Origin of the sequence: Solidesulfovibrio carbinoliphilus subsp. oakridgensis (assembly GCF_000177215.2) — a bacterium.
Lineage (GTDB): Bacteria > Desulfobacterota > Desulfovibrionia > Desulfovibrionales > Desulfovibrionaceae > Solidesulfovibrio > Solidesulfovibrio carbinoliphilus.
Genome location: NZ_CM001368.1, coordinates 3405488 through 3417925, shown reverse-complemented (window position 1 = coordinate 3417925; position 12438 = coordinate 3405488). Strand labels below are relative to the sequence as shown.

9 protein-coding genes and 2 pseudogenes are annotated in these 12438 nt (G+C 67.4%); 8 read left to right on the top strand and 3 right to left on the bottom strand.

Features of this window, described 5'->3' with window-relative positions; all coding sequences use genetic code 11:
- The first annotated feature begins 102 nt into the window (after window positions 1-102).
- From DFW101_RS14935 to mnmE, 8 genes and pseudogenes are all read left to right on the top strand, one after another.
- On the top strand, window positions 103-1095 hold the full coding sequence (locus DFW101_RS14935) for a glycosyltransferase family protein (protein ID WP_009182357.1): 993 nt from the start codon (window positions 103-105) through the stop codon (window positions 1093-1095).
- Between the two features lie 576 nt (window positions 1096-1671).
- Window positions 1672-2250: pseudogene (locus tag DFW101_RS19615) on the top strand (flagellin N-terminal helical domain-containing protein); the annotation flags it as partial.
- 468 nt (window positions 2251-2718) lie between these two features.
- Window positions 2719-3027, top strand: a pseudogene (locus DFW101_RS19610) (flagellin); the annotation flags it as partial.
- A gap of 24 nt (window positions 3028-3051) precedes the next feature.
- On the top strand, window positions 3052-3327 hold the full coding sequence (locus tag DFW101_RS14920; protein ID WP_009182355.1) for a hypothetical protein: 276 nt from the start codon (window positions 3052-3054) through the stop codon (window positions 3325-3327).
- 342 nt (window positions 3328-3669) lie between these two features.
- Window positions 3670-5115, top strand: coding sequence for a copper oxidase (locus DFW101_RS14915; protein ID WP_009182354.1), 1446 nt, complete (start codon window positions 3670-3672; stop codon window positions 5113-5115).
- 1 nt (window position 5116) lies between these two features.
- The gene (locus tag DFW101_RS14910) at window positions 5117-6469 is read left to right on the top strand and encodes a TolC family protein (RefSeq protein ID WP_009182353.1); all 1353 of its coding nucleotides are present in this window, start codon (window positions 5117-5119) and stop codon (window positions 6467-6469) included.
- Between the two features lie 133 nt (window positions 6470-6602).
- Window positions 6603-7805: an aminotransferase-like domain-containing protein gene (locus tag DFW101_RS14905; RefSeq protein ID WP_009182352.1), complete on the top strand. Its 1203-nt coding sequence runs from the start codon at window positions 6603-6605 to the stop codon at window positions 7803-7805.
- A gap of 5 nt (window positions 7806-7810) precedes the next feature.
- Window positions 7811-9211 (top strand): tRNA uridine-5-carboxymethylaminomethyl(34) synthesis GTPase MnmE, encoded by a 1401-nt coding sequence (mnmE, locus tag DFW101_RS14900; RefSeq protein ID WP_009182351.1) that lies wholly within the window; start codon window positions 7811-7813, stop codon window positions 9209-9211.
- Window positions 9212-9220: 9 nt separating this feature from the next.
- Here the strand turns inward: mnmE and DFW101_RS14895 are convergent, their stop codons facing one another.
- From DFW101_RS14895 to DFW101_RS14885, 3 genes are all read right to left on the bottom strand, one after another.
- Window positions 9221-10063, bottom strand: coding sequence for a tetratricopeptide repeat protein (locus DFW101_RS14895; protein ID WP_009182350.1), 843 nt, complete (start codon window positions 10061-10063; stop codon window positions 9221-9223).
- Window positions 10064-10423: 360 nt separating this feature from the next.
- A complete protein-coding gene (locus DFW101_RS14890) occupies window positions 10424-11431 on the bottom strand; it encodes a glycosyltransferase family 2 protein (protein ID WP_009182349.1) in 1008 nt (335 codons plus the stop codon).
- Window positions 11432-11449: 18 nt separating this feature from the next.
- Entirely contained in the window at window positions 11450-12400 is a 951-nt protein-coding gene (locus tag DFW101_RS14885; protein ID WP_009182348.1) for a UDP-glucuronic acid decarboxylase family protein, read from the bottom strand.
- Window positions 12401-12438: the final 38 nt, after the last annotated feature.

The following is a 12438-nucleotide window of genomic DNA, read 5'->3' as shown; positions in this document are numbered from 1 at the left end:
TTGCAGAGACATCGGGCCATTCGTGTTAGCCTTTTGGAACCGGGCCGGCAACATGGGCGCATGGGAACATGGAACCATGGGCCGGCCGACCGGGGAGCGAACGTGGGACGCACCTTTGTTTTTCTGCCGCCGTTGCGCACGGTTTCGGGCGGCCTGGCCGTGCTGTGCGACACGGCCGTCCTTTTGGCCGCTGCCGGCCATGACGTGCGGCTCGTCCTTCGCGAGGCCGGGGCCACGCCGCTGGCCCTGCCGCCGGGCCTGCCCGTCACGACCCTGGCGGCGGCCGGCCTTGGCCCGGGCGACACCTACCTCGTGCCCGAGGGCTGGCCCAACGCGCTGGCCCCGGGGCTGGCCGCCGGGGCCCGGTGCGTGGTCTATTGCCAGAACTGGGCCTACCTGTGGAACGGCCTGCCGGACGGCGTGGACTGGAGCCGGCTTCCGGTTGCGTTCCTGGCCGTGTCCGATCCGGTGGCGCAGTTTATCGGACAGGCCCTCGGCACCGTGCCCCCGGTCCTGCGGCCGGCCATCGACCCGGCCCGGTTCTTCCCGCCCCCGGCCAAGCCCGCCACGGGACCGGCAGCGCCGGTCCGGGTCGGGTACATGCCCCGCAAAAACAAGGCGCTGGCCGGGCTCATCCGGCGCCTGGCCGAGGCCCGGGCCCCGCGCTCGGGCCTGGCCTACGAGTGGCTGCCCATCGACGGCCTGCCGCCGGACGGCGTGGCGACGGCCCTTCGCTCCTGCCACGTGTTCCTGGCCACCGGCTTTCCCGAGGGCTGCCCGCTCCCGCCCCTGGAGGCCATGGCCTGCGGCTGCATCGTGGCCGGCTTCGCCGGCTTCGGCGGCTTCGACTACATGCGACAGGCCGGCCCCGGCGGCCACGTCCCCAGCGTGCCGCTGCGGGACGTCCCCTGGGGCGGCAACGGATTCTACGCGGCCGACCATGACGTTTTCGGGGCAGGCGTCTGCCTGGAGCAGGCGGCCCGGCTGTGGCTGGAGGGCGGGGAAGCCCTGGCCACGGCCCTGGCCAACGGGAAGTTGACGGCCGCGGCCTACGCTCCGGCGTTGCGGGCAACGGCTCTCGAATCGGTCTGGTGACCGTTCCCCAGGCCCTCCGGCCCGACGGGCACGCGCCTGGCCGGCAAGATCCGCGGCGCCAGCCTCCTGCCTGACGCCACGATCCTGACGCGGCCCTCGCGCCGCAAGTTCCAACCCGCCTCCGCCCGTTTTTCCCGCGCCGGACAGCCGGAACGCCGCCTGCCGCCCCGCTCCGGCTGTCGGCCCGGGTGGCATCCCGCCTGCCGTCGCCCGCCCCTGCCAGCGAATCCGAGGGGCCGGTGCGCCGTTGGCCCGGCTCCCGCACCCCTTGTCAAAAATCCGGCAACGGCGCTTCCCGCCGACGGCCGCACGCAGCCGTCAGCCCCTTCTTCCCGCTGACGGCCTGCATGTTTTTTCAATTTTATTGCAAATTATAACAGCATCTTATGCTGGCATCGCAACAAGCGGGACAGGCAGGGACATACCCTGGAATATTTCTTGATAGCGGATCGTAACCAAAGGAACCAGTTTCCTGTCCGGGGCGCCGGACTGGCCCCTGTGCGCAACGAGAAGAGGGCGACGTATTTTCTGGGATGCCGTGCTTGACATACTCTTTCCCTATGACTGGAGATTCCCATGAGCCTCGTCATCAATCACAATCTCATGGCAATAAATGCGGCAAGGAATCTCAGCAACAGCTATGGAGCCTTGGCGACCTCGACCAGAAGATTGTCGTCCGGATTAAGAATCAATGGTGCGGCGGACGACGCCGCCGGCTTGGCCATTCGCGAATTGATGCGTTCCGATGTCTCGACGATGAATCAAGGAATACGCAATGCAAACGATGCGGTATCCCTGATTCAGACGGCTGACGGAGCGCTTCAGGTTGTCGATGAGAAGTTGATCCGGATGAAAGAGCTGGCCGAACAGGCGGCCACAGGCACCTACACTTCGGATCAACGACTGATCATTGATTCAGAATACCAAGCCATGGCCTCCGAGATCACTCGAATCGCCATGGCGACGGATTTCAATGGCATTCATCTCCTGAATGGCAATCTGTCGTCTATTGTCCATATGGGAAATGGGTTGAGTTCTGCAGGAAAGTTGAAAGTGCACTTCGGAACGGGCAACAACTCTTCCGAAGATTACTATTACGTGCAAATTGAAAATATGACCGCCGAAGCCTTGTCTCTCGGCTCCAATGCCACCGCCGAAGATGCCATCTCGAGAATTTCCGGCTATTGGGCAGCCGATCTCTATCAGACCTTCAAGCCCCTGGAGGAGTCCGGCGACATTACCACCGATGACTTCAATGAGCTGATAAACGACTACCCCGCTTATTTATCCGAAAGGATGACGGAATGGTCCATCCCCACATCGCAAGCGACTTTTGACGCCATACGGCAACGGTATCTCGACCTGCCGAGCGAGGGGTATCCGGATTCCTATGTGAATCCACCCGTCACGACCTGGGACGAATATCAGGCCCTCGATTCGTTTGCACAAGAAAAAATCAAATTCCAGTGGGCCAGGGCGGCGGCCACCAAGCTCGGCAACTATATCGGAGCGCCTGACCCGGCGATTCCTTCCGCGCCGGCAAGCATTTCCCCCTATGAATTTACCTCCTACTCACAATCCGTAACCGACAGCACCGACTGGTTCTTGGATAAATACGACTACAGCGGCAATACCATACGGACGCAGGAAGATGCCCAGAACGCCTTGGACGCCATAAGCAAGGCGATCATCAACAAGGACAAGGCCAGGGCGTCTCTCGGAGCCGTGCAAAACAGGCTGGAAAATACCATCAGCAATTTGCAGATCCAGGCTGAAAATCTGATGGCTTCGGAATCACAGATATCGGATGTCGATGTCGCTTCGGAAATGACGGAATTTGTCCGGCAACAGATCCTGACGCAAGCCGCTGTCGCCATGCTGGCCCAGGCCAATTCGTTGCCAAAAATGGCCATGCAACTGATCAGCGGGTAACCGTAACCCAAGGAGACAAACAGCATGCAAGTCAACGCCCTGGCCTCTCTCCAAAATACATTGTCCGATGTGCGTTCCAAAATCAGCAGCCGGCGACAGGAACGGCAAGCCACCCCCGGCGACCAAGCCGTTTCCTTGAACTTGTCGGGCAGGTTCGGCCCTGCGGGCGATCAGGCCGACATCTCCTTCGAAGAGGCGTCTTCCCTGGTCCATGACGTGCGCCAGGCCTCCCAGGCCTCCGATTCCTTTCGGAATGTTCACTCGCTCGACCTGGAACGGGTCCTGCGGTTGATCGGTTGAGCGGCCCCGTACGGACGACGCAACGGATCCGTGGACGCGCCTGACACGGGTCCGGTGGGCGTGTCGTGCCCCATCCATCCCGGACGCCTTCAGGTCGGGCCGCGTTCCGGGACGGCCTGACACCCCCTCCCACGCCAGGCGGCCGCGGCCGCCCGGTGGGCCGGGCCTTCACACCGACTTCCGGTCCCGGCCGGCCGCCGTCCCTCGGGCGCACCCGGCTTGCCCGATTCCCCCTCGCCCGCCTGTTGCCTTTTTCCCTCGATTCGTGCTTCACATGAAACAGACCGCAGCCGTCGGAGACGCCCCGTTCCCCGCCGCACCCCACCGCCCCCAGGAGGCGCGATGACCGGTTTGTTTGCTCGCATCACGAGTCGGTTGGCCCGAAAAGCGCCGCCGGACGCCGAGGCCCGGCCCGGACGCCGCCGCTTCCTGGCCCTGTCCGCCCTGGCTCCGCTCTTTGCCGCCGCCCCGGCCCTGGCCAAGGCCGACGCCACCGCCGCGGCCATGGACATGGCCGGCCACGGCTCCCCGGGCCACGCCGGGCACGGCGGCTCCATGGCCGGCGGCATGGACATGTCCGGCCACGGCGCCATGGATATGCCCGGGCATGGCACCCTCTTTCCCTGGCGCGATCCGGCCATCGCCATCACCGCCCCGCCGCGATTGACCGGCAAGGGGACCGGCGTGGTCATCACCCCGCACCTGCCGAGCCTCGGCTACGAAATGGACGGGGACGTCAAGGTCTTCCGCCTGACCGCCCAGCCCGTGGAACGCCTGCTCCTCGACGGCCCGCCGGCCCGGGGCACGGTCTGGGAGCGGTGGCACGCGGCCATGGGCGGCATGCACGGCATGGACATCCCGAAAAAAGTCCGGCTGTGGGGCTTTAACGGCTCGGTGCCCGGCCCGGCCATCGAGGTCGTCCAGGGCGACCGGGTCCGCATCGTGGTCAAAAACGAGCTGCCGGAGCCGACCAGCATCCACTGGCACGGCCTCGAGGTGCCAAACGGCCAGGACGGCGTCGGCGGCCTGACCCAGCCCCCCATCCGGCCGGGCCAGACCTACACCTACGAATTCACGGTGCACCAGGTCGGCACCTACATGTACCATTCGTCCTTCAACGAGAAAAAGCAGGTCGGCATGGGCCTTGGCGGCTTTTTCATCAGCCACCCGGCCGACGGCTCCCGCCGGGTGGACCGGGACTTCGCCATCCTGCTCCAGGAGTGGTTCTTTCTGCCCGGCAATCCTTACGTGGACGTGACCTCCACCGATCCCAACTGGTTCACCATGAACGGCAAGGCCGGTCCCTCCACCGCCGTCCTGACCGCCCGGGTTGGCCAGACCGTCCGGATCCGCTTCGCCAACCTGTCCAACATGCACGCCCACCCCATCCATCTGCACGGCGTCACCTGGCGGGTCACCGGCACCGAGGGCGGCCCCATCCCGGAGTCGGCCCAGTGGCCCGGCAACACGGTCAACGTGGCCCCGGGCACGGCCCGGGACGTGGAATTCACCTTCACCAACCCCGGCTACTGGCACATGCACTGCCACAAGCTCCACCACGTGGTGAACGCCCACGCGAGCGTTCCCATGGGCATCATGGGCATGGGCGGCATGACCATGCTCTTCGACGTGGCCGCCGCCGACGGGGACGCCAAGCCCGCGCCCGCCCCCATGGACATGCCCGGCCACGGGTCCATGCCCGGCAACGCCCCGGCTCCCGGCCCGGCCGCGCCCGACGCTCCGGCCGCCGCCCCCCACGCCGGGCACGGCCGGACAGGAGGACAATAAGATGCGACGCCCCCTCCTCTTCTTGTGCCTGGTTGCGGCCCTGGCCGGCTGCGCCAAGGTCCGACCCGAGGCCGATTTCGCCAAGACGGCCGCCCTGGTGGCCGCCACCGAGGACAGCCAGCCCCTGTGGGTCCGCACCCCCGAGGACGAGGCCTTTGTGGCCAAAGAGGTGCAAGCCATCCTGGCCCGGGGCGTGACCATGGGCGACGCCGTGCGCCTGACGCTCATCAACAACCCCGGCGTCCAGGCCCGGTTCGAGGCGATCGGCGTGGCCCGGGCCGAGGTCGTCCAGGCCGGGTTGCCGCGAAATCCCTCGCTGGCCGTGCTGTTCGGGTTCCCGCTCTTCGCCGGCGGGCCGCTGGGCAGCCTGGCCGCCCAGGCCATGGTCTCGGTGTCCGACCTGGCCGAGGTCCGGGACCGTACGGCCAAGGCCCAGGCGGAACTGGAGCGCGAGATCCTCGTGGTCGGCCACGACGCCATGGCCGCCGCCCGGGAGGCCAAGCTGGCCTGGCTGGAGATGGCTTACGCCCGGCGCAGCCTGGCCCTGGCCTCGGACGTGGCCGGAGAGGTGAAAAAGCTCGCCGCCGCCGGCAAGCGCTACAGCCAGTTCGGGCTGGCCGACGAGTCGAAGCTCGCGACCCTGGAGGCGGCCACGGCCCGGGCCGGGCTGGAGGTGGCCGAACTCCGGGCCAGGGCCGGCGTGGCCAAGGCCCGGTTGGCCCGGGTCATGGGCCTGGCCGCCGGCCAGGACTTCGCCATCGCGGGCGACGTCCCGGCCGAGCCGCCGGCCCTGCCCGACGCGGCCGCGGCCGTCGCCTTTGCCGAGGCCAACAACCTGGGCGTGCGGGCCGCGGCCTATGCCGTAAAGGCGGCCCAAAGCGGCGTGGACCTGGAAAACATCCGCTGGCTCAAGGACTTCGAGGTCGGGGCCGGCTATGACCTGGACATCGAGAGCAACCGGACCCTCGGGCCCGGGGCTTCGGTCAAGGTGCCGGTCTTCGACCAGAACCAAGCCCAGAAGGCCAAGGCGGCCTTCCGGGCCCGGCAGGCCGGTCGGCTGTTGCAGGAGGCCCGGGCCGAGGCCCGGGAAGCGGCCCAGCGCGCCCTGGAGGAGGCCGGGCTGGCCCGGGCCACGGCCCAGGGGCTGGCCGCCGGCGTCCTGCCCCCGGCCAAGCGGGCCGCCGACTGGGCCGGCACCTACGCCCGGGCCATGCAGCTCTCGGAGCTGGACGCCCTGGAGGCCCGGCTCGGGCTCCTGCGCGAACGGCTGCGCCACAACCAGGCCCTGCGCGAGGAGCAGGCGGCCCTGGTCAACCTGGAATTCGCCCTGGGCGGCCGGATCGGGAGCCTCTAGGACTCCGCCCCGATAAAATGCTTTGATCCCGGCCGGGTCCGGTTTAGACTGGGCCGATAGGCCGCGCTTTCCGACCCGTCAGCCCGTCCGGCTGGCCTTTTTTCGCGGCCTCCATCCGCAGGAGGTCAAGACCGTGCCCGCTTTCGCCAAACGCATGTCCCAGGTCCGCCGTTCGTTCATCCGGGAGATCCTCAAGGTCACCGCCGATCCGTCCATCATCTCCTTTGCCGGCGGCCTGCCCAAGCCCGACCTTTTTCCCACCGGCCCCATGGCCGACGCGGCCGCCAGGGTATTGGCCGAAAACGGGCCCGCCGCCCTGCAATATTCCGTCACCGAGGGCGAGCCGGCCCTGCGCGAGTGGATCGCGGCCCGGTACAAGGCCAAAAAGAACCTCGACATCGATCCGGCCCACATCCTGGTCACCAACGGCTCCCAGCAGAGCCTCGACCTCCTCGGCAAGGTCTTCCTCGATCCGGGCGACCTGGTCGGGGTGGAGCTGCCCGGCTACATCGGGGCCATCCAGGCCTTTTCCATCTTCGAGCCGGCCTTTGCCGGCGTGCCCCTTGGGCCGGAGGGGCCGGACCTCGACCGCCTGACCGAGGTGGTGCTCTCCAGGCGGGCCAAGATGTTCTACGCCGTGCCGAACTTCCAGAACCCGTCGGGCCTGACCTATTCCCTGGCCGCCCGCCGGGCCGTGGCCGAGATCCTTCGCATGTCGGACACGGTCTTCGTGGAGGACGACCCCTACGGCGAGCTGCGCTTTTTCGGCGAACCCCTGCCGCCCGTGACCAGCTTCCTGACCCAGGACGCCTACCTCCTCGGCACGTTTTCCAAGATCGCCGCCCCGGGCCTGCGCCTCGGCTGGGTGGTGGCCACGCCGGACACCCTGGCCAAGCTTGTCACGGCCAAGCAGGCGTCCGATCTCCACTGCTCGACCCTGGTCCAGCGCATCCTCATCCAGTTCCTGGCCGACAACGACCTCGACGCCCACATCGCCACCATCCGGGCCGTGTACGGGGCCCAGCGCGACCTGATGATCGAGCGGATCAAGGCGGAGTTCCCGGCCGAGGTGACCTGCACCGAGCCGGAGGGCGGCATGTTCCTGTGGGTGACCCTGCCGGAAGGCTGCTCGGCCTTTGCCCTCTTTGACCTTTGCATCAAGGAAAAGGTGGCCTTCGTGCCGGGCGGGCCGTTTTTCGTGGACGGCGGCGGCGAGCGGACGCTGCGGCTCAATTTCTCCAACGCCGACCCCGAGCGCATCGCCGAGGGCATCGCCCGCATGGGCAAGGGGATCAAGACCCTGCTCGCCCGGCCCGGCTGCGCCTCCGGGAGCTGACCGCCATGTCCGCCGCCCGGGAGACGCCCGCAGACACCATCGCGGCCGTGGCCACCCCGCCCGGGCGCGGCGGCGTCGGCATCGTGCGCGTGAGCGGCCCCCAGAGCCGGCTGGTGGCCTCGCGGCTCTTCCTGTCGCCGCGTCCCGGATTTTCCGGCCTTCGGCCCTACATCCTGCACCACGGGTCGCTTCGCGCCCCGTCCGGCCGCATCATCGACGAGGCCATGGCCGCCTACATGCCGGGCCCGGGCAGCTACACCGGCGAGGACACGGTGGAGTTTTTCTGCCACGGCTCGCCGGCCGTCCTGCGCGCGGTCCTGGCCGCCGCCTTCGCCTACGGGGCCAGGCCGGCCGGGCCCGGGGAATTCACCCGCCGGGCCTACGTCAACGGCCGCCTGGACCTGTCCCAGGCCGAGGCCGTGGCCGAGCTCGTGGCCGCGCGCGGCGATGCCCAGGCCGACATGGCCCTGGTCCGCCTGTCCGGCGGCATGGGCCAGGCCGCCCGGGAGCTGGGGCTGGCCCTGGACGACCTGCGGGCCAGCGTCTGCCTGGCCGTGGATTTTCCGGACGACGAGGTGGAATGCCTGCCCAAGAAGTCGTTTGGCGCGGGTGTTTCGGCGGTCATCGACCGGGTGGAGACGCTTCTGGCCGCCCACCGTCGGGCCAGGCCCTTTCGCGAGGGAGCCCGGGTGGCCCTTTTCGGCCGGGTCAACGCCGGCAAGTCGAGCCTTTTCAACGCGCTGCTCGGCACGGACCGGGCCCTGGTGGCCGACGTGCCCGGCACCACCCGCGATTATCTGGAAGAGGGGCTGGATCTGGACGGCCTGCCGGTCAACCTGACCGACACGGCCGGACTGCGCCAGACCCTGGACGCCGTGGAACAGGCCGGCAAGGCCCGGGGGCTGGCCCTGGCCGGCACGGCCGCCCTCGGGCTCTACGTGGTCGACGGCTCGGTCCCCTTCGCGCCCGATGCCGAGGCCGAGGAGCTGGTGGCGGCCCTTGGGCCCGACCGGGTGCTCGGGGTGGTGGCCAAGGCCGACCTGCCGGCGGCGACTCCGGCCCCGGGCGACATCCTGGCCATCCGGGGCCTGGAGTCGGTGGCGGTGTCGGCGCGCACGGGCCACGGGCTGGCCGGACTCCTCACCGCCATCCGGACTAGGCTCACCCGGGACGCCGGCCTGCCCGAGCCGGAAACCCCGGCCCCGAGCGACCGCGAGGCCGCCTGCCTGGTCGCGACCCGGGACGAGCTGCTGGCCTTGCTCGGCGACATCCGGGACGACCTGCCCTACGATCTGCTCGGCGTGCGGCTGGAGGCGGCGAGCCTGGCCCTGGCCGACATCACCGGCGAGACCTCGGCCGACGACGTTTTAAACGCGGTGTTCTCGAAATTCTGCATCGGAAAGTAGGCGGCCCGGCTACCGCTCGACCTTCTCCCGGATCTCCCTGGCCTCGGCCAGGTCCGGGTCCAGGTCCAGGGCGCGCTGGGCGTAGTCGTAGGCGTCGTCCTTGCGGTGCCACTTGAGGTAGAAGCGGGCGATGTTGAGAAAGGTCATGGGATGGCCGCCGAAGGCCTTGACCGCGTCGAGGTAGAGGCTCTCGGCCTTCTTGAATTCCCCAAGCGCGTCGTAGGTGTCGATGGCCAGTCGCCAGGCCTGCTGGTCCGTGGGGAAGCGCTCGATGGCCAGGGAAAACATCTCCGCCGCCTCGATCAGGAGCCCGGCGTCGGCAAACAGCCGGCCCACCTCGCGCGTCACGTCCGGCTCCTCGCCAAACGTCTCCACCACCCGCCGCAGATAGACCTTGCCCTTGGGATAGCTCTTCTGGTCCAGATGCTCGCGTCCGAGGTGCAGCCACTCCTCTTTCTGCACTTTTCGACGCCGGGCCGCCCGTTCCTTCTCCCGCTCCTCGGCCTCTTCCATCTTGATGCGCAATGCGGCCAGCTTCTTGAGCAAAAGCGTCTCGTCCCCGGGCTTGTACCGCAGAAAAGGCGTTCCAGAGACGCCAAGGCCTTCCAGGAAGGCCACCACCCGGGGATGCCGGCTGAAATCATCGCACATTTCGGCGAAAAGCAGGTCCACTTCGGACCGGCCAAGCCCCAGGGCGGGGTTGTTGCCTTTAAGGACCATGGCGTCGCTGGCCGCCTCGATGCACCGGTAGAGGTCGTCGCGCCGCAGATAGCCTCGGGCCCGGCTGATATTCTCGCGGATGCTGCGCGCATCCGCGAGCATCCGCTGGTGATCGACCTTGCGCGTCTGCATGTCGTCGCCCGCCTTTCGTTCGGACGGGCCGCCGGAAAGCCGGCCGACAGCGCGGCCGGCCTCCGGCGACTCGCCTCATGTTCGCGGACCCGGCACGGAGGTCCAAAACGATCGCTTCCGCTGGCCGCTTTCGGCCGCGCCCCGGCGGTCGTTGCCATGGAAAAAGGCCGGCCCGGCCGTCTTCCAGGGGGTTGCCGGCCGTCTTGCGGCATAATCGTCCGATTTTCTGGCGCGACAGGCCGGGAAACGTGCCGGCGTCGCTGTTATACACCTTGCCCGGCCCCTGCTCAAGGCCCGGCGGCCGGCGCGGCGGTGGAAGCGGCGCCCGGCCCGGCCGGGAAGGCCTAAACGGGACGGGCCTCAGGGCCGGGGCGGGGCCGCCGTCACCGGGGGAGCGTCCCAGGCCCCGGCCCGGGAACGGATGATGTACAGCGGCCGGTTGGCCACCTCGGTGTGGATGTGGCCGATGTAGAGCGACATCATGCCCAGCGCGCAAAGGACGATGCCGATCAAGAGGGTGTTGAAGACCGTGAAAAAGGCGATGGGCGTGATGTTGGCGGCCAGGAACCAGTTGCCGAGCACCATGCCGCACAACAGCGGCAGGGTCACGGCCATGATGATGAGCCCCAGGTAGCCGGCCAGACGCAGCGGCACCAGCGAGAAGGAGGTGAAGCTGTTGATGGCCAGGTTGAAAAGCTTTTTGACCGGATAGGCCGGCTTGCCCTGGCTCCTGGCCGGGGCGCAAAAGGCGATGTAGGTCTTTTTGAACCCCATCCAGTCGATGATGCCCCGGAACATGCGCGAGCCTTCGGTGAATTTCGAAAGCGTCTCCATGACCTTGCGGTCCAGCAGGCGGAAGTCCGTGGAATTGGGGGGCAGATCGAGGTCCGTGAACCGGCACATGAACCAGTAGAAGGTCTTGGACCCGATCTTTTTGACCAGGGAGTAGTCCGCCACCTTCTCGCGGATGGTGGCCACGATGTCGTAGCCCTCCTCCCACTTGGCGATGAGCTGCGGAATGATCTCGGGCGGGTGTTGCAGGTCGGCGTCGAGGCAGATGACGGCGTCGGCCCCGAGAGCGGCCTCCACCCCGGCGGTCAGGGCCATCTCCTTGCCGAAGTTGCGCGAGAACATGATGCCCTTGAACCGGGCGTCCGCGGCCACGAAGGATTCGATCACCGACCAGGAGGCGTCGCGGCTGCCGTCGTCGACCAGGATGCAGCTCCAGTCGTAGGGAATCCGGTCCATGACCGCGACGATCCTGTCGCGCAGGGCGCAAAGGCCCTGGTCCTCGTTGTAGACGGGCACCACGAGGACAATCGTGGCGCCCGGCTTCGGGGCGACGCGACCCGGATCGTCGGGCGTCATGAAACGAACCGCTTCCGGCTATTTGCCGCGCAGGAAGGCGTCAAAGTATTCAATGGTCTTTTTAAGTCCTTCGGTCAGCGGCACCTTGGGTTCCCAATCGAGCTTGGCCTTGGCCAGGGTGATGTCGGGGCGGCGCTGCTTGGGATCGTCCTGGGGCAGGGGCCGGTAGTCGATGACGGACTTGGAGCCGGTGTATTCGATGACCATCTGGGCCAGTTCCAGGATGGTGAATTCGCCGGGGTTGCCGGTGTTGACCGGGCCGGTGAAGTCGTCCGGCGTTTCCATCAGGCGCAAGAACGCCTCGATCAGGTCGTCGACGTAGCAGAAGGACCGGGTCTGCTGGCCCTGGCCGTAAACGGTCAGCGGCTCGCCGCGCAGGGCCTGGATGATGAAATTGGACACCACGCGGCCGTCGTTGGGGTGCATGCGCGGGCCGTAGGTGTTGAAGATGCGGGCCACCTTGATGCGCAGGTTGTGCTGGCGGCGGTAATCGAAGAAAAGGGTCTCGGCGCAGCGCTTGCCTTCGTCGTAGCAGGAGCGGAAGCCGATGGTGTTGACGTTGCCCCAGTAGGACTCGGGCTGCGGGTGGACCGAGGGGTCGCCGTAGACTTCCGAGGTCGAGGCCTGCATGATCTTGGCCCGCAGCCGCTTGGCCAGGCCGAGCATGTTGATGGCGCCGTGCACGCTGGTCTTGGTGGTCTGCACCGGGTCGTGCTGGTAGTGGATGGGCGAGGCCGGGCAGGCCAGGTTGTAGATCTCGTCGACTTCCACGTAGAGCGGGAAGGTGACGTCGTGGCGCAAGAGCTCGAAGTGCGGATTGTCGAGCAGGTGCAAGACGTTCTGTTTGGAGCCGGTAAAATAGTTGTCCAGACAGATGACGTCGCAATCCCGTTCAAGCAGACGCTCGCACAGGTGCGAACCAAGGAAACCGGCGCCGCCGGTGACGAGAACACGTTTTTTCAGGTGCATGGCTTAGGCCTTGAACACGGTTTGGGCTAGAGGTTTAG

Bases quoted from the DNA above. Each gene is read 5' to 3' on its own strand.
- DFW101_RS14915 (WP_009182354.1), top strand. From the start codon at position 3,670: ATGACCGGTTTGTTTGCTCGCATCACGAGTCGGTTGGCCCGAAAAGCG.
- DFW101_RS14920 (WP_009182355.1), top strand. From the start codon at position 3,052: ATGCAAGTCAACGCCCTGGCCTCTCTCCAAAATACATTGTCCGATGTG.
- mnmE (WP_009182351.1), top strand. From the start codon at position 7,811: ATGTCCGCCGCCCGGGAGACGCCCGCAGACACCATCGCGGCCGTGGCC.
- DFW101_RS14910 (WP_009182353.1), top strand. From the start codon at position 5,117: ATGCGACGCCCCCTCCTCTTCTTGTGCCTGGTTGCGGCCCTGGCCGGC.
- DFW101_RS14890 (WP_009182349.1), bottom strand. From the start codon at position 11,431: ATGACGCCCGACGATCCGGGTCGCGTCGCCCCGAAGCCGGGCGCCACG.
- DFW101_RS14885 (WP_009182348.1), bottom strand. From the start codon at position 12,400: ATGCACCTGAAAAAACGTGTTCTCGTCACCGGCGGCGCCGGTTTCCTT.
- DFW101_RS14895 (WP_009182350.1), bottom strand. From the start codon at position 10,063: ATGCAGACGCGCAAGGTCGATCACCAGCGGATGCTCGCGGATGCGCGC.